Source organism: Actinoplanes sp. NPDC051861, assembly GCF_040681145.1.
In the GTDB taxonomy this organism is placed as follows: Bacteria; Actinomycetota; Actinomycetes; order Mycobacteriales; family Micromonosporaceae; genus Actinoplanes.
In genome coordinates this window covers 289,726-306,765 of the sequence record NZ_JBFAYE010000008.1, presented here as the reverse complement: position 1 = coordinate 306,765, position 17,040 = coordinate 289,726, and the positions used below count along the sequence as shown (strand labels likewise).

The 17,040-nt window shown below is 69.7% G+C and carries 15 protein-coding genes and 1 pseudogene; 10 read left to right on the top strand and 6 right to left on the bottom strand.

From position 1 onward, the window contains the following. The first annotated feature begins 25 nt into the window (after window positions 1–25). The 4 genes from AB0M02_RS23415 to AB0M02_RS23400 are packed head-to-tail and all read left to right on the top strand — an operon-like array spanning window position 26 to window position 3,322. A complete protein-coding gene (locus tag AB0M02_RS23415) occupies window positions 26–763 on the top strand; it encodes an enoyl-CoA hydratase family protein (RefSeq protein WP_364229925.1) in 738 nt (245 codons plus the stop codon). Then, the gene (locus AB0M02_RS23410; protein ID WP_364229923.1) at window positions 760–1,587 is read left to right on the top strand and encodes a CoA-transferase; all 828 of its coding nucleotides are present in this window, start codon (window positions 760–762) and stop codon (window positions 1,585–1,587) included. The genes AB0M02_RS23415 and AB0M02_RS23410 overlap by 4 nt, the downstream gene beginning before the upstream one ends. Continuing rightward, complete coding sequence (locus tag AB0M02_RS23405; protein WP_364229921.1) at window positions 1,584–2,276, top strand: CoA-transferase; 693 nt, start codon at window positions 1,584–1,586, stop codon at window positions 2,274–2,276. The genes AB0M02_RS23410 and AB0M02_RS23405 overlap by 4 nt, the downstream gene beginning before the upstream one ends. Further along, a complete protein-coding gene (locus AB0M02_RS23400) occupies window positions 2,273–3,322 on the top strand; it encodes a nitronate monooxygenase family protein (protein WP_364229919.1) in 1,050 nt (349 codons plus the stop codon). Before AB0M02_RS23405 ends, AB0M02_RS23400 begins: the two co-directional genes overlap by 4 nt. Here the strand turns inward: AB0M02_RS23400 and AB0M02_RS23395 are convergent. Beyond that, window positions 3,306–4,451, bottom strand: coding sequence for an acetyl-CoA C-acetyltransferase (locus AB0M02_RS23395; RefSeq protein WP_364229917.1), 1,146 nt, complete (start codon window positions 4,449–4,451; stop codon window positions 3,306–3,308). The genes AB0M02_RS23400 and AB0M02_RS23395 overlap by 17 nt on opposite strands. A gap of 76 nt (window positions 4,452–4,527) precedes the next feature. Here AB0M02_RS23395 and AB0M02_RS23390 point away from each other — a divergent pair, with 76 nt between their 5' ends. The 5 genes from AB0M02_RS23390 (at window position 4,528) to AB0M02_RS23370 (ending at window position 12,050) form a co-directional block, all read left to right on the top strand. Continuing rightward, complete coding sequence (locus AB0M02_RS23390) at window positions 4,528–5,634, top strand: acyl-CoA dehydrogenase family protein (protein WP_364229915.1); 1,107 nt, start codon at window positions 4,528–4,530, stop codon at window positions 5,632–5,634. Between the two features lie 9 nt (window positions 5,635–5,643). Next, window positions 5,644–6,552 carry an acyl-CoA dehydrogenase family protein gene (locus AB0M02_RS23385; RefSeq protein ID WP_364229914.1) on the top strand — a complete coding sequence of 303 codons (909 nt, stop codon included), beginning with the start codon at window positions 5,644–5,646 and terminating at the stop codon, window positions 6,550–6,552. After that, complete coding sequence (locus AB0M02_RS23380) at window positions 6,549–7,412, top strand: TIGR03619 family F420-dependent LLM class oxidoreductase (RefSeq protein WP_364229912.1); 864 nt, start codon at window positions 6,549–6,551, stop codon at window positions 7,410–7,412. Before AB0M02_RS23385 ends, AB0M02_RS23380 begins: the two co-directional genes overlap by 4 nt. 103 nt (window positions 7,413–7,515) lie before the next feature. Then, a complete protein-coding gene (locus AB0M02_RS23375) occupies window positions 7,516–9,786 on the top strand; it encodes an NACHT domain-containing protein (RefSeq protein ID WP_364229910.1) in 2,271 nt (756 codons plus the stop codon). 101 nt (window positions 9,787–9,887) lie between these two features. Beyond that, complete coding sequence (locus AB0M02_RS23370; RefSeq protein WP_364229908.1) at window positions 9,888–12,050, top strand: NACHT domain-containing protein; 2,163 nt, start codon at window positions 9,888–9,890, stop codon at window positions 12,048–12,050. 225 nt (window positions 12,051–12,275) lie between these two features. On the opposite strand, the pseudogene AB0M02_RS23365 reads toward AB0M02_RS23370, so the two are convergent. Beyond that, window positions 12,276–12,746: pseudogene (locus AB0M02_RS23365) on the bottom strand (N-acetyltransferase); the annotation flags it as partial. Between the two features lie 43 nt (window positions 12,747–12,789). Between AB0M02_RS23365 and AB0M02_RS23360 the strand changes: the two are divergent. After that, window positions 12,790–13,227 carry a hypothetical protein gene (locus AB0M02_RS23360; RefSeq protein ID WP_364229907.1) on the top strand — a complete coding sequence of 146 codons (438 nt, stop codon included), beginning with the start codon at window positions 12,790–12,792 and terminating at the stop codon, window positions 13,225–13,227. Between the two features lie 4 nt (window positions 13,228–13,231). On the opposite strand, the gene AB0M02_RS23355 is transcribed toward AB0M02_RS23360, so the two are convergent. From AB0M02_RS23355 to AB0M02_RS23340, 4 genes are all read right to left on the bottom strand, one after another. Continuing rightward, a complete protein-coding gene (locus AB0M02_RS23355) occupies window positions 13,232–13,780 on the bottom strand; it encodes a DUF4142 domain-containing protein (protein ID WP_364229905.1) in 549 nt (182 codons plus the stop codon). 25 nt (window positions 13,781–13,805) lie between these two features. After that, complete coding sequence (locus AB0M02_RS23350) at window positions 13,806–14,972, bottom strand: sulfotransferase (RefSeq protein WP_364229903.1); 1,167 nt, start codon at window positions 14,970–14,972, stop codon at window positions 13,806–13,808. Window positions 14,973–15,093: 121 nt separating this feature from the next. After that, window positions 15,094–15,867, bottom strand: a complete 774-nt coding sequence (locus AB0M02_RS23345; RefSeq protein ID WP_364229901.1) for an SDR family oxidoreductase — start codon at window positions 15,865–15,867, stop codon at window positions 15,094–15,096. A gap of 5 nt (window positions 15,868–15,872) precedes the next feature. Next, window positions 15,873–17,000 (bottom strand): hypothetical protein, encoded by a 1,128-nt coding sequence (locus tag AB0M02_RS23340; protein WP_364229899.1) that lies wholly within the window; start codon window positions 16,998–17,000, stop codon window positions 15,873–15,875. Window positions 17,001–17,040: the final 40 nt, after the last annotated feature.

Sequence of the window (17,040 nt, the reverse complement as noted above, 5' to 3'; positions counted from 1 at the left end):
CAAGCGCTAGGTTAGGGTCGCGAGCATGGGCATAGGGCTGCACCGCGGCGCCGTCGCCGAGGTGGTCATCGATTTCCCGCCGGTCAACGCGATCCCCGCGGCCGGCTGGCACGACATCGCCGCCGCGCTGGCCGAGGCCGGCACCGATCGGCGGACACGCGCCGTGGTGCTCGCCGCCGAGGGCCGGGGGTTCTGCGCCGGTGTCGACATCAAGGAGATGCAGCGGACCGAGGGCCACGGGGCGCTCCTGGAGGCGAACCGGGGCTGTGCGGCGGCGTTCGCGGCGGTCTACGACTGCCCGGTCCCGGTGATCGCCGCGGTGCACGGTTTCTGCCTGGGCGGCGGCGTCGGGCTGGCCGGCAACGCGGACCTGGTGGTGGCGACCGACGACGCGACGTTCGCGCTGCCCGAGGTCGACCGGGGCGCGCTCGGCGCCGCCACGCATCTGGCCCGCCTCGTCCCGCATCAGCTGATGCGCACCATGGTCTACACCTGCCGCCCGGTCACCGCGTGGGAGCTGCACCGCTTCGGCACGGTCCTGGAGGTGGTGCCGCCCGCGGGCCTGCGCCGGGCCGCGCGGCGGGTCGCCGAGGAGATCGCGAGCAAGGATCCGCTGGTCATCCGCCGGGCCAAGGAGTCGCTCAACGGGATCGACCCGATCGACGTGAAGCGCTCCTACCGGTTCGAGCAGGGCTTCACGTTCGAGCTCAACCTGAACGGCGCCGGCGACCGGGCACGACAGAGGTTCGTGGAGGGCCGATGAACCGGGTGGTCACCATCGACGAGATCGTCGGCGAGCTGCGCGACGGGATGACGGTCGGCATCGGCGGATGGGGGTCGCGGCGCAAGCCGATGGCGCTGGTCCGGGCCATAGCGCGGGCCGGGCTGAGAAATTTGACTTTGGTGACGTACGGAGGACCCGACGTCGGTCTCCTCCTCGCCGAGGGTTGCGTCAGCCGGGTGGTGACCGGTTTCGTCTCGCTGGACAGCATCCCCCTGGAGCCGCACTTCCGTCGCGCCCGCAGCGCCGGCACCGTGGCCCTGACCGAGTACGACGAGGGAATGCTCTACTGGGGCCTGCTCGCCGCCGCCAACCGGCTCCCGTTCCTGCCGATCCGCGCCGGCCTCGGCTCCGACGTCATGCGGATCAACCCGGACCTACGAACGGTCCGGTCGCCCTATCCCGACGCCACCGAGCTGGTCGCCATGCCCGCGATCACCCTCGACGTCGCGCTGATCCACCTCAACCGCGCCGACGCGTTCGGCAACGGCCGCTACCTCGGTCCCGACCCCTACTTCGACGACCTCTTCTGTCTCGCCGCGAAACGCCGCTTCGTCTCCTGCGAGCGGATCCTCGGCACCGGCGACCTGATGGCGGCCGGCCCACCGCAGACCCTGCTGGTCAACCGCTCGATGGTCGACGGCGTCGTGGAGACACCGCACGGCGCGCACTTCACCAGCTGCGAACCCGACTACGGCCGCGACGAGGCGTTCCAGCGCGAGTACGCGACAGCCGACTGGGACACGTTCCGAGCGCGCTATCTCGACCGCGACGAGGCGGACTACCAGAAAGCGGTAGGGGCATGAGCCGCGCCGACGTCTGCGTGGTCGCCTGCGCCGAGGCGTGGCGCGGCGACGGGGCGATCCTGGCGAGCTTCGCCGGTCTGATCCCCCGGCTCGGCGCCCGGCTGGCCCAGCTCACCTTCTCCCCCGACCTGCTGGTGACCGACGGCGAGGCCACCCTGCTGCGCGACGAGCAGGTGGAGGGCTGGTTGCCCTACCGGACGGTGTTCACCATGGTGGCGGCCGGCACGCGGCACGTGATGATGGGTGCCAGTCAGCTGGACCGGTTCGGCAATCAGAACATCTCCTGCATCGGCGACTGGCACCGGCCGAAGTCCCAGCTGCTCGGCGTCCGCGGCGCCCCGGGGAACACGGTCAACCACACCACCAGCTACTGGGTGCCTCGCCACTCGCCGCGCGTGTTCACGCCGGCGGTCGACATGGTCTCCGGGATCGGCCACGACCGCGGCGCCGTGGAGATCCGTGTGGTGGTCACCGACCTGGCGGTGCTCGACTTCGCCACGCCGGACCGCTCGATGCGGCTGCGCTCGGTGCATCCCGGCGTGACCGTGGACGACGTGGTCGCCGCCACCGGCTTCGCGCTGACCGTGCCCGATCAGGTGCCGGCGACCCGTGAGCCGACCGCCGCGGAACTCGCGCTGATCGCCGGTCACCTGGATCCGCACGGCGCGCGCGAGCGGGAGATCCGGTGAGGACGCCGCTGACCGACCTGCTCGGCTGCCGGCATCCGATCGTGCAGACGGGCATGGGGTACGTGGCCGGCGCGGGACTGGTCTCCGCGGTGTCGGGCGCCGGCGGTTTCGGCATCGTCGCCTCCGCCACGATGAGCCTCGACCAGCTGCGCGACACCATCCACCGGATCCGCGAGCGCACCGCCGAGCCGTTCGGCGTGAACATCCGCGCCGACGCGCCGGACGCCCGCGAGCGCATCGACCTGCTGATCAGCGAGCGGGTGCGGCTGGCGTCGTTCGCACTGGCGCCGGACCGCGACCTGATCCGCCGGTGCGCGGACAACGGGATCCTGACCATGCCGTCGGTCGGTGCTCGCCGGCACGCCGAGAAGGTGGCGGCGTGGGGCGTGGACGCGGTGCTCGTGCAGGGCGGCGAGGGCGGCGGGCACACCGGTCCGGTGCCGACGTCGCTGCTGCTGCCGCAGGTGGTGGACGCGGTGGACGTGCCGGTCGTGGCGGCGGGCGGCTACTTCGACGGGCGCGGGCTGGTGGCCGCGCTCGCCTACGGTGCGGCCGGGATCGCGATGGGCACCCGGTTCCTGCTCACCTCGGACAGCCCGGTCGGGATGCGGGTCAAACAGCTGTACCTCGACGCGCCGGTGACGGGCACGGTGGTGACGACGAGGGTGGACGGTGTGCCGCATCGCGTGCTGCGCACCGCGTACATCCAGGGTTTGGAGAAATCGGGAAGCGTGCGCGCCCTGCTCAGATCGGCCCGGCACGCGGTCGCGTTTCGCCGCCTGAGCGGGCTTTCGTGGCCGGAAATGATCCGTGCCGGGCGCATGGCCCGGCACGGGCGCGAGCTGAGCTGGGGGCAGACCATGCGGGCGGCGAGCACACCGATTCTCTTGCGCAAGGCGATGGTCGAAGGGCAGCCAGGGTACGGAGTGATGTCCGCCGGTCAGGTAGCCGGCCTGATCGACGACCTGCCCTCATGCGCCGATCTGATCGCCCGGATCATGAAGGAGGCGGCGTCGTCACTGGACCGGGTCAACACCTTTCGATGATCGTCACGTTGGCCTGCCCACCGCCCTCGCACATGGTCAACAGTCCGTAGCGGCCACCCGACCGCTCGAGTTCGTGCAACAGCCCGGTCATCAGGCGCGCCCCTGTCGCACCCAGCGGATGTCCGAGAGCGATCGCTCCACCGTTCACGTTGACGCGAGCCGGATCGGCGCCGGTCTCGCGCAGCCAGGCCAGGACGACGCTCGCGAAGGCCTCGTTGACCTCGAAGCGGTCGATGTCGTCGACGGTGAGCCGGCAGCGGCGCAGGGCGTGGGCGGTGGCCTGGATGGGCGCGGTGAGCATCAGGACGGGGTCGTCGCCGCGGGCGGAGATGTGGTGGATCCTGGCCCTCGGGGTGAGATGGTGGCGTTTCATGGCGCGGCGGGAGGCCACCAATAGGGCCGCGGCGCCGTCGGCTATCTGGCTCGACGTGGCGGCGGTGGTCAGGCCGTTCTCGCGCAGCGGTTTCAGGGCCGCCATCTTGGCAAGCGACGTGTCCGCCCTCGGACACTCATCCGTCCTGTCGTCGACGATCTCAGCAGCCACGCCCGCCGCGCCCGCCGCCTGCGGCATCGAAGCTGTTGTCGCTTTTATCGCCTTTTCATGCGACTTAATGGCGTAATTCTCCAGCTCCTCGCGGGTCAGACCCCACTTCATCGCGATCTCGTCGGCGCTCCGGAACTGATTGATCTCTTGGCCGCCGTAGCGGTGCGCCCACCCTTTTGACCCGATATATGGCCCGCCGGGGGACATAGCGCTCCCGATCGGCACCTGGCTCATGCTCTGCACACCGCCGGCCACGACCAGCCCGGCCGTCCCGCTCGCCACCGCCTGAGCGGCGAAGTGGACCGCCTGCTGACCGGAACCGCACTGCCGGTCCACGGTCACCCCGGGAACGTGTTCCGGTAGGCCGGCCGCCAGCCAGGCCGTCCGGGCGATGTCACCGGACTGCGGGCCGAGGGTGTCCACACAGCCCAGGATCACGTCGTCCACCGCCGCCGGATCGACCCCGGCCCGCTCGACCAGGGCGCTGAGCACGCTGCCCGCCAGGTCGGCGGGGTGCACCCCGGACAGCATCCCGCCCCGGCGGCCCACCGCGGTCCGAACCGCACCGACCAGAAACGCGTCCACTGTTGACGACCTCCCCCAGGCTCGGTCTACTTGTAGAACGTGTTCTAACTTATCTGTCGGGGAGTGGGTTTCGTCCATGCTTGTGGGCTACACACCGGACCAGGAGAAGTTACGCGACCGACTGAAGGCCTACTTCTCCACGTTTCCTGAATTTACGGATATCGAGGAGGACAACGGCTACCGGGAGGCCGTCCGCAAGCTCGGCCGGGACGGCTGGCTCACCACCGACGGCCGGTCCCGCATGGACCAGCTGATCTTCGCCGAGGAGGCCGCGCTCGCCGGCGTACCCGTCCCGTTCCTCACCCTCTACACCGTCGCGCCGACCATCGAGCGCCACGGCACCCCGGAGCAGAAGGCCGAGCTCCTCCCCCGGATCGCCGCCGGCGAGGTCCACTTCTCGATCGGCTACTCCGAGCCGGACGCCGGCACCGACCTCGCGGCCCTGCGCACCCGCGCCGTGCGCGACGGCGACCACTACGTGATCAACGGCCAGAAGATGTGGACCAGCCTCATCCAGCACGCGGACTACGTGTGGCTCGCCTGCCGCACCGACCCGTCCGCCGAGCGCCACCGGGGCCTGTCCATCCTGATCGTGCCGACCGGCTCGCCCGGCTTCTCGTGGACGCCGGTGCGTACGGTCGCCGGCCCCTCCACCAGCGCCACCTACTACGAGGACGTGGTCGTGCCGGTGTCCGCGCTGGTCGGCGAGGAGAACCAGGGCTGGCGGCTGATCACCAACCAGCTCAACCACGAGCGGGTCGCGCTCACCCCGGCCGCGCCGCTGCAACGGGCGCTGCGCGAGGTGACCGCGTGGGCGGTGGAGTCCGGCGCGATCGAGAGGGAGTGGGTGCGGCTGCACCTGGCCCGGGTGCACGCCAGGACCGAGGCGCTGAAGCTGTTCAACTGGAGGGTCGCGTCGTCGTCGTCCGCCACGCCGTCGGCACCCGACGCGAGCGCCGGCAAGGTCTACGGGACCGAGCTGGCGACGGAGGCGTACCGATTGCTCATGGAAATTCTCGGCCCGGCGGCGACGGTGCGTGCCGGCTCACCCGGTGCGCTGCTGGCCGGGCGCATCGAGCGGATGCACCGGGCAGCGCTGATCCTGACCTTCGGCGGCGGCACCAACGAGGTGCAGCGCGACATCATCGCGGCCGGCGCGCTCGGCCTCCCGATCCGGCGCTAGGAGGCCGTGGTGGATTTCGAACTCAGCGGCGAGGCGGAGGAACTGGTCACCCTCACCCGCGATCTCGCGGCCTCCGGCCACTCGCTCTGGCCCGCGCTGGCCGAGGCAGGCGTTCTGGCTGCGGCTTTACCCAAACAGGCAGGAGGAGAGGGGTACGGGCTGAGCGAGCAAGCCGCGATCCTGAGCGAGCTCGGCCGCGCTGCCGCCACGGTTCCGTACCTGACGTCGATCGTCGCCGGCGCGTCCACACTCGCCCGCTTCGACCCGTCGTTCGTCTTTGTCGGGCAGGTCATTGCCGTGTCCCACAATGATCAGGTCCACGGCATCACACCGTCGTTCTCCGCCGTCCTGGTTCCCTCGTCCACGGGCGTCTTCCTCCTCGACTCCGCGATCGTTGATCCACAAGACGTCGCGGGTGGCCCCGGCACCGGCCTGCTTCGCTCGCCGCTGCCCGAGACGCCTTTCCTGACCGACCCGGCCGCCGCGCCCTGGCTGCGGACCCGCCTCACCGTCGGCGCGGCCGCCTACCAACTCGGCGTCGTCGAGCGCGCGCTGTCGATGACGGCCGAGTACGCCCGGACCCGCGTCCAGTTCGGGCGGCCGATCGGCTCGTTCCAGGCGGTGTCGCAGCGGCTTGCCGACGCGTACATCGACGTCGAAGCGCTGCGGGTGGCGCTCTGGCAGGCCGTCTCGCTCCTCGAGTCGGACCAGCCCGCCGCCGCGGCCGTCGCCACGGCCGGCTTCTGGGCCGCCGAGGCCGGGCACCGCGTCCTGCACACCGCCGCCCACGTGCACGGCGGCGTCGGCCTGGACCTCGAATACCCGCTGCACCGCTACTTCCTCGCCGCCAAGTACCACGAGTTCCTCCTCGGCGGGGCTACCACCCAACTTCTCGCCCTCGCCAAGGAGCTCGGATGAAGTTCTCCCTGGGCATCGTCTTCAGCCCTCTCGACCAGCTGACCGAACTCGCCCGCACCGCCGAGGAGTGCGGCTTCACCTCGATCGCCCTGCCCGACTCGCTGTTCTACTCCGAGCAGGTGTCGGCGTCGTACCCGTACACGCCTGACGGCCGCCGCTTCTGGGACGGCGACACCCCCTGGGCCGACCCGATGGTCGCCGCCGCCGCGATGGGCGCCGTGACCAGCCGGATCCACTTCTACACCCAGGTACTCAAACTCGACCCGCGCAACCCGGTCCTGCTCGCCCGCCAGATCAACTCGGTGGCCAACCTGACCGGCAACCGCTTCGGCCTGGGCGTAGGCCTGGGCTGGTCCCCCGAGGAGTCCCGCTGGTGCGGCACCGAGTTCCGCGACCGCGGCGCCCGCGCCGACGAGGCCATCGAGGTCCTGCGCCTCATCCTGGGCGGCGGCATGGTCTCCTACCACGGAAAACACTTCGCCTTCGAGAAGCTCCAGATGAGCCCCACCCCGACCGCGCCGGTCCCCATCTACATTGGCGGCCACACCGAACCCGCCCTGCGCCGAGCCGCCCGCGTCGGCGACGGCTGGTCCTCGGCGATGATGCGCTTCGAGGATTTACGCACCACCATCAACCGCCTGCACGACCTGCGCGCCGGGTTCGGCCGCGCCGACCGCCCCTTCGAGATCCAGGCAGTCTGCATCGACCGCTTCGGCCTCGACGGCTACCAGGCCCAGCAGTCCATCGGCGTAACCGACGCGATCGTGGTGCCTTGGCGCCGCTTCGACGCCCCCCTGAACGCCAAACTCGAAGCCCTCCACCGCTTCGGCGAGGACATCATCGCCCCACTGTCCGGATAGGCCGTCCATGGTGGCGGAGGCACCATCCCCCTTCCGGGTGAACAGCCGTTCACCGCCCGTCCAGTAGCCTCGTTGAACGTCCGGGGCAGAGTGCGGGAGCGGTGTGAGCAACTTCTTCCAGGAGAACGAGGTAGCCGCGCGCCTCGGTGACATCGCCACCAAGGTGCTGGCCTCCTTCCTCCTGGACGGCGGGTGGGGCGCACTGCTCGGCGAGACCGCGGCCTTCGTCCTGCAGCGGCGCATCGGCCAGGCGGATCCCGAGGAGGCCCTGCGCAACGAGATTCGCAGGCTGGCGAAAGGCATAGGCAAGGCAACGGTACGGGCGGCGCTCACCGACGCCCAGCGCGAGGAGGCCCTGCCCGCCGCCGACCAGGTCGCCGAGACCGTCGAAGCCGTTCCGCTCGACGACGAACTGGTCAGGCAGAGCGTTTTCCACCCGGACAAGCTCTACCGGCGATACCGCGAGGCCTACACACCGGACGGCCTCGGTGCGGGGCTCGCCGTCTACGAGAAGGTGCTCCGCGACTACTGCGAACGCCTCGTCAAGGTGCTCGGCGACTCGACGCGAACGCATCAGCAGTTGCTGCGTTACCTGCTGGAACGGACCCAGTTCCAGGACGCCGCGATCGCCGACGGCAGTCTGGCCACCGCGTTGCAGGCAGGCTCCGACAACGCCTTCATCCTCACCTACCGCTACGACGTGGTCGACCATCTCCCGTCGACCCCGTTCACCGACCCCGGCGGCATCGTCGGCGCCATCCCGCTCGCCCGCCTCGACAGTCCGCTCGACGCCACCGACGGCGTGACAGCCGGGCCGGCCGCCGAGCTTCTCACCACGGGCCGGACCACCGTCCTGACCGGCCGGCCCGGTGCCGGCAAATCTCACGTTCTCCAGCAACTCCTTGTCGAACGGGCCGCCGGCGCTTTTCCGGCGCTGCACGGCAAGATGCCCTTCTACGTCGATCTCCGCCAGCACCACGGCGTCCCGACGCCGACCGAAGCCCTCCAGGCATTCGACAAGTTCCTGGCCGAGGACGCGCCCCCACAGTGGGCCGCCCACCTGATCGGCGGAGGCAGAGCGCTCGTCCTGTTCGACCACGCCGAGGCCCTGGCCGACCTGACCAAGCTGGACCAGATGATCCAGAAGTGGACCACGGCGGGCACCACGGTGATCGTCTCCGGACGTGATCTACCCGTCCTGCGGACGTGGGCCACGGAGAAGGGCCATCCCGTGGTGACCCTGCAACCGCTCACCGCCACCCGAATCGTGCGCTTCGCGGACTCCTGGTTCCGCGCCGCCGCCGCGACGTGCCGGACGCGAGCCGAGCAGGAGGCGGTTCTCCTTCGCGGGCGCCAACTGCTGCGCACCTTCGGTCTGTGCCCGGACCTGCTCGCCCTGTCCCACAGCCCGCGGATGCTGTCCCTGATCTGCGCCGGCTACCTGGCCGAGGACTACGGCCTGCCGGACGACGCCGCCGCCCTGACCGAGAAGGTGCTCAAGGCGCTGACCGAGGCCGACGCCACCCTCGTCGACCGGACACCGGCCGACATCGCCGACCGCTACGGCGAGTTGGCCCGATGGGCGACCCAGAACCCCGGACCCTTCACCGCGGGCACAGTCCGGCGTGCGATCGAGGCGACCGAGGCCGAGATCGACCTTCTGGTGGCCCGCGCCGCCCCGCTCACACACCAGGCGGGACGCCTCTCCTTCACCAATGCGGCCCTGCGCAACCATCTCGCCGCCGGCGACTTCGTCCAGCACGAGTACGTCCCGTACCTGGTCGAACAGGCATCCCACCCCGAGCGCTCCGCCGTGGTGATAGCGGCGGCAAGCCACCTCCGCCAGGCGCGGGCCACCGCACTGGTCACCGGAATCCTCGACCGTGTCGACAGCGCGCGACCCGAGGACGACATCGCCGTTCTGTGCCTTTACGCGGCAATGCGCGCTGCTCCGAGCCTCGACAGTTCTCTCCGCGACCGGGTGGCGGACGTGGCCGGCGCTCTACTGCCACCGGACACCGACGAGAAGGTGGCCAGGGTCGTCGCCGCCGGTCCGGTCGCGCTGTCCGCCCTCCTCGCCTGGCCCCGGACCAAGACCGCCGACGCGGTCGCCGTCGCACGCTGCGTGACCCGGGTCGTCTGCGCGCTCGGTGACGACATGCTTCCGGCACTGATCCCGTTCGCGGCCGACGACCGGCATGACGTCAGAAACGCCGCACTGGAGGCGCCGGAACCGATGAATCGAACGGCCTTCGCCGAGATCGTGTTAACCTGCGGCATCGCCATCGACCCGGAGTTGCACGCTCACCTGAGCACGACTCCGCAGGCCGACGATGGTGGCGCTGCCGATGGCGAGGGGAAGTCGCCTTGCTAGTCGACGATGCAGTCACCTATCTCTCCGACGCCGTGATGCGACTGGTTGTGCGGCGCTGGCTCCGCCGTTCCTCGGATTCTGGCTTCACCCGCGTCGCGCAGATGATCGACGAGGAAGTCGTCGACAGCCGAGACCGTCAACGGTTACGACGCGAGATCGCGGACATCGAAGAGACGATCCGTGAGCGGCTCCTGACCGACGTCGCGAGCTCCGGCACACTCAGCGAATCAGAACGAGCCACCTGCATAGAGATCGTCGTCAGTTGCCTCACCTCGGCTCAGCTTTCCGAGCATGACTACGACATTGTCGGCATGAATGCCGCGGACCTCGCAGCAATCGTCGAAGAACGCGGCCGGGATCGCATCGCCAAGCGCATCCACACACTTGCGGGGCGCGTCTACTTCACCGATGTCCTGATCGGCACCTCGGCGATCCTCCTGGCAACCATCGCGGCCGGCCCAAGCCCGTCACCATACGTATTCGCCACTCTTCTACGGGAGCCGGGCGGAGTGAGCGCCGCGGTCCGCCGATCGATCGGCGGAACGGCCATCCCCGCCACTCAGCCCGAGAATGGATCTCTCTACCTCAGGACCCTGGTGACCGCGCTGGATCAGGGTGAGCTGATCGGCTTCACTCTCGCCGAGTCCCTCCGGCGGTTCCGGCTCAGTGGCGTCTACACCGAGCAGACCGTCGTGGTCGAGGACACCGAGTTGAACGCCGACATCGCGCTGGCCGACTCGCGGCGGCTGCACATCCTCGGCGTGGCCGGCAGCGGCAAGACGACGATGCTGTGCCGCCTCGCCGTCGCCTGCGCGCGCGATGATCTGCCGGAGTCGCTTGTCCACCTCCGCGGGCTGTTGCCGGTCTATGTGCCGGCTCGCCGCCTCACCAGGGACGCGCTGCGCGCGGACTCCGCGGTGGACGTCCTGGAGTCCGCCATGCATCCGGGTCCGGAAGGGCTTCTGGACCCCGGCACGGTCGGGCGGACACTGGCCGACGGCCGGGCCCTCGTGTTGATCGACGGCATGGACGAGGTCACCGAGGACCAGCGGATGTCGTGCTCCAACTGGCTTCGCAGCCTGGTGACAAGCTTCCCGGACTGCCGCTATGTCGTGTCCTCGCGTACCGGATCGGCCGGTGACGACACCCGCTTCGGCCCCGGTTTCGTGCGAGCCCAGATCCGACCGCTGACTGAGCGCGGCGTCGCCACACTGGTGCACCGCTGGTTCACCTCGGCCGGGGAACCCGGCAAGGCCGACGAACTGCTCGATCTCGTCCGCCGCACGCCGCAGCTCAGCGAGTTGGTCACGTTGCCGCTTCTCTGCGCTGTCATCTGCGCCGTCTACGGCGAGCGGGGCGCCAGGGCCCTGCAGGGCGGCGACATCTACGAGGCGCTCCTGGAGATGCTCGTCGAGCGCCGGGACGTCGAGCGTGGCCTGCCCGCCGCGAACCAACTGCCCCGGTCGCTGAGCCTGCTCTTCCTGGAGGAGATGGCCGGCCACATGGTCCGCAACGACATCCGGGAGTGGACGACAGCCGACGCCGAGGAGTTCATCGGGCATCTGACCAGGTCCATGTCACGAGACCTGCCCGAGCCCGACGGGGTGCTGAACCACCTGGTCGACCGCAGCGGCGTCCTGATCAAACCTGCTCCCGACGTGGTCGGGTTTCTGCACGTCACGTTCCTCGACTTCCTGGCCGCCCGCCACTTCGTCCTCAACGACGAGATCACGCTTCTCGCCGACAACGCGCACCGCCCGACGTGGCGCCGGGTCGTCGCCATGGCTGCGCCGCAGTTGCGGCCCAAGCAGGGCGAATATCTGCTGCGGCGGTTGCTGACGCTGGTCATCGACGACGAGGGCCATCGTCCCGCGCTGGCCTCGCTCCTCCAGCAGTGTGTGGACGCCGTGCCTCGCCTCGATCCGGAGCTCCGCAACCGTGTCGAGGACGTCCTGGGATCGACTCAGATCTGGGGCGACGACGTCTGGATCATCTCGTTCTCCTCTCGCGACATGGCGTCCCACCACGCCGTCGCCGAGGAGATGTTCGGCTGGATCCGGCAGCACACCGCCTCCCGCCCCGATGTCGTCATCAACAACGGCGCCCTGCCGCAAACCCTGCGCGCGGCCGGCCGCCTGGCACTCCCGGCTGTGTTGGAGGCCGTCGTCGAATGGCGAACGATCACCGCCCGCATGCCGCGCCCAGCGGTGACCGTCCGCGGCGCCGAGACACGCATCACCATCGCCGACGACGAACGGGCCTGATCGCCGTCACGAATAGGAGTCGTCGTTGATGTTCTCGCCGTGCATGGTGGCGGCGGCGATGCACAGGTCCTCGCCGAAGAGCTGGTTCCCGGCGGTGCCGGTGCCCCACTCCGCGTCGGCGAGGGTCGCCACTACGCGGTAACTGCACTGGTCCTCGACCCGCCACGCGCGGATCCGTCGGGCCATCGCCATAGTGACCGTGAGGTCCCACACCCGGACGGGCTCGCTGCCCCGGACCTCAACCGGCTCAGCCCCGCGGCGGTAGTGCACGACCTCGAACGGCCACGCCTCCCGCAGCCACTCCCCGACGATCTCGGTGAGCGGCCCGTCCAGCTCCGCGCGGTCCGCGCTCACCCACGATCTGGCCACCGCCTCACCCGGTGCCTCACGCACCGGTGTGAAATAGACGCAGCCCACGACCACGCCGGCCTCGTCGAGGACCGAGTAGGCGAAGTCGGCCCGCCTCGTCGAGCGGTCGGCGTGGCTCTCCAGGTCCCGCAGGTTCTCTTCGAGGGTCATCCCGGCGGGCGGCGGCCAGCGCCAGGTGTCGAAGCCCGGCGTGGCCCGGATGTGCTCGATGCTGGACATCCAGGCCCGGTGATCGGACTCGTTATGTTGAGGGCCCAGCAACTCCAGCCGCAGACCACCGGCGGCGTGCCCGCCGGGGACCACGAACGACTCGTCCACCATGCCCATGCCGGGCAGGGTAGCGGGCGCGGCCCTCCTACACTGCCCGGCCATGGACTGCATGGCGTGCGATCTCACCGCCGGCCGCGCCGATCTTCCCGGTGGCCGGATCGGCGAGACCGGGAACTGGGTGGTTGAGCACTGCGTCGGCCCGCTCGGCGTCGGCACGCTGATCGTCAAGCCGATCCGGCACGTGCTGCACGTGGCCGATCTGAACACCGCCGAGGACGCAGAGCTGGGCCCGTTGCTGCAACGGACCACTGCCGCGCTGACCGAGTTGACCGGGCCCGAGCAGGTCTACGTGACGCTCTGGTCCCACGCCGGCGGCGTACCCGGCCACATCCACTTCGTGCTTCAGCCCATCCACCGCGCCGACCGGGACCGCCACGGCCGCACCGGCCCGGCTTTGCAGACGGCATTGTTCGCCACCGGCAGCCCGCCCGATCCCACTGAGGTCCAGGCTTTCGCCGACCGGATGCGAGCCCTCTGACCGGTCAGTTGCGGGCGCCGCCCTCCTCGTAGCCGACCAGGCCCTCTTCGGCGGCTGCGGCGCGGAGGAGGTCGCCGTGTGTGGCGATGATCGGGGCCGCGCTCTCGGCGAGCTTGCGCACGGCGGCGTTGGAGCCCTCGGCGATCTGGGTCTCGGTGAGTTTCACGGCCTCGCGGTGGCCGGACAGCTGGGTCTGGATGTAGTACTCGTCGAACGTGTCAGCCCCGGCCGCCCGGTACCGCTCGGCAACGGCCGTCTGTTCCTCGGTCGGTGCCGCCGGGAGCTGGACGCCGAGGTCGCGGGCGGTCAGGTAGAGGTTCGCGTCGAGGCGGATGTGGTCGCGCATGAACGTCGCGGCGACGTTCTTCACGGTTGTGTCCGTGGACTTCTGGAAGGCGATCCGCCCGGCGGCGATCTCCGCGAGATTGATCTGGTGCGCCGCCTTGAGGAATTCGGCGTCGAGGGCGGGCTCCTCCGCGGCCCGCGCTGCCGTGGCGGGAACGAGCATCAACCCGGACACGCCGAGCGTGGTGAGAAAACGACGAAATGACATGGCCCCAAGATTTCAAGTAATGCCATTAGACGAGGAACTTTCCGGGAATTGGCCCCTCGGTGCCATCGAAGGCCGCATCCACCGTTGATTCGGTCAGACCGAAGGTGGCCAGGTCGTAGCGGTGCGCCGGCTTCCGCGTACCCCGCTGGCTCTCCGCATGCAGTGAGCCCATCGCAGACCGAGCCTGATCACTCAGCTCGACCCCCAGGCGATCGTAGATCGCCTCGATCGTCCCCATCGGATCCGCGACGAAGTCCTCGTAACGCACGTCGATGAAGTGCCGCGGATCGTGCCCGGCCCGGTCCTGTTGGAAGCGGCGCAGCCCGCGCGACCACAGCGACAGCTGCGTGCGGCCCACGACCGAACCGGAGAAAATCGTGGACCATCCGGCAGCAGCGTGCGCGTTCAGGCTGCAGACCGACGCGATCGCGGTGCGCGGGTCGCGATGAGTTTGGATGATCACGGCGTCCGGATAGACGGCGAGCAGGGCGTCGAGGGCGAACAGGTGGCTCGGGTTCTTCAGCACCCAGCGCCGATCCTGATCGGACAGGCCGATCAGCTGCAGCATGCGGCGGTGCCGGCGGTACGCCGAAGTCCAATCGTGCCCGGCGAGCCACGCCGAGTAGGACGGGATGTGCGCGGTGCACTCGAACGACACTGACGTCATCGACTGGCAGAAGATCCGCCAGCACTCCTCGACCTGGTCCGGGCCCATGTAGTGCATGCCCATCAGGTCGGGACGGCTCCCGTAGGCGTCCCGCAGCGCCACATAGATCGGGTGCGACTCCCACGTCTCACGAGGCGGGCGCGGCTGCGGAACCTCGGTGAGCCACAGCTCCGCGCCCTGATGGGCAGGATCGGCCGCGAGCAGCCGATGCAGCGCGGTGGTCCCGGTTCGCGGCAGGCCGGTCACGAAGATCGGCCGCGGCAGCGCTACCTCGGCATGCTGCGGATACGCGTTCCACGCCGCCTCCGCCAGCAGGCGGGAGACCAGAGCGGATCGCAACAGGCCGCGGGTCTGCTTGCTGCCGGCGGGGGTCAGGCTCGCGTCTTTCGCGTACGCCGAAAGCAGCTCCCCCATCCCCTCGATGTAGTCGTCCCCGTCCCCGAAATTGTCGAGTCCAGTCAGACGGCTCGCCGAAGCGTGCAGATCCGCGACAGTTCCGACGTCGGTCCTCTCCGTCGTGCCCAATGGTGGAACTCCCCACAGTTGACGTCCTCAACACGTGAACCCCAATGCAGTTGACGCACTCAACTGTGAATCCCCTACAGTCAACGCGCTCAACACGTGAACCCCAATGCAGTTGACCCGCTCAATGGTGGAACTCCCCGCAGTTGACGTCGAGGCAGGCACCCGTCACGCCCCGTGCCAGGTCGGACGCCAGGAACAGCACCGCGTCCGCCACCTCGTCCGGCTCGGGCAGCCGCCGCAGGTCGGTGTTCGCCGCCACCTCGTCGTAGATCTGCCGCGCCGGCACACCCCGCTCCATGGCCTGGAAGTCGAACCATGCCCGCAACTGATCAGCCCAGATCCATCCCGGTGCCACCGAGTTGACCCGGACCCCTTTCGGCCCGAGCTCGCTGGCCAGGTTCTGCGCGACCGCGAGCAGTCCCGCCTTCACCACCTTGTACGGCCCGAACGGCTTCCGTGAGTGCCGCAGCACCGCCGAGTTCACGACGACCACCGACCCGCCCGACTCGATCAGGGCGGGTGTGCAGAGCCGGATCGTGTTGAGCGCCGCCAGGACGTTTGCGTCGAAGCCGGACCGCAGGTCGTCCAGGTCGACCCGGCCCAGGCTGCGCATCGGCGGCATCGCGAACGCGTTCTGCACGAGCGCGTCGATGCGGCCGAACTCGTCCAGCGCCGCCTCGACCAGTCGCTGCACCGCCGCGTCGTCGGTCAGGTCGGTCGGCACCGCGATCGCCCGCCGCCCGGCCGCCACCACCTTCCCGGCCACCTCGGTGAGCAGCGACTCCGTCCTGGCCGCCAGCACCACGTCGGCGCCGTGCTGTGCTGCGCGCACCGCGATCGCCTGGCCGAGCCCGGGCCCGACACCGGCCACCACCAGCACTTTCTCGGCGAGCACCGCGGTCACCCCAGCATCCGGTTCGCGGTCGCCGCCTGGCGCGCGGCGATCCGTTCCCGGTACGCCTCCTCGCCGATCGCCTCGTAGTAGGGCAACTGTTTCGGCAGGTCGTCCACGGCCACGATGTCAACTTTGGGCCCGTCCTCGGCGGTGAGCGCCCGCGACAGCCGCTGCCAGCGCAGCTGCACATATCCACGGTGGTGCCCGGTACGTTCCAGCCAGTTCGCCACGCCCGGATTCCGCTCGCTGACGACGTACCGGATCATGCCGTCCGCATCGACGCTCGCCTGCGCCGCCGTGAGGCTCGTCTGGTGGTTGATGTAGTCGAGCGACACGTACCACATGCTGCCGAGCTGAATGCCCTGGTAGGGCGCGTCCGAGGCGGGCACCGTAACGATCATGGCCTGGTCGTCGGTGAGGTCGTAGTGCCCGACCGACGAGTACTGCGTGGACAGCCCGCCGGGTGTCGGCCGCGGCGCCGTGAGCGTGTTGACGGGCAGGCCGAGATAGAAGCGCTCGGCGAAGGCGAGGAACGTCCGGAGGCGACTGAGCAGGATTTTGCCGGCTACTCCGTACCTTTTGGTGATCTTGTCGAGGGTGACCGGCGGCGGAGCGTAACCGGCGCGCCCGGCTCGCTCGACGCGCAGCGTGCCGGGTCGCTCGGTGGCCCAGTCGCTGAAGACCTCCCGGACCACGAGCATGGCCGCGCCGGGAGCCGGGCCGACGGTGAGCCGGAACGAGCCGTCGGGTCCGATTTCGATCTCACGGTCGTCGAAGGCGGCGAGGCTGCCGGGCACCTCGACCGGTGAGTAGTCGCCGTCGAGGATCTGGAAACTCAGGTCGGCCGTGCTGCCGCGCACCCCCGTGACGACATACTCCGCGTCTTCGCGCAGCCATGCGTGAAAATACAAGGTGTCCGGATTGTCCAGGCCCATCTTCGTGTAGGGCCCGGTCGAGCGCACGAAGTACGGAAAATCGCGTTCGTAGGCCCAGGCCATCTGGATCGAGGCCCGGATGCTGCCGGCCAGGTAGTCGTAGCCCTCGACGAGGTCCTGCTCGCCGAGCACGTGCGGCGCGCTGGTGATGATCTTCTCAGCGGCTCGGATGGCTTCCGCGAACGGCTGCGTGAGCATGCCGACGAGCCTAGAACGAGTTCTAATATTCGGTCAACGT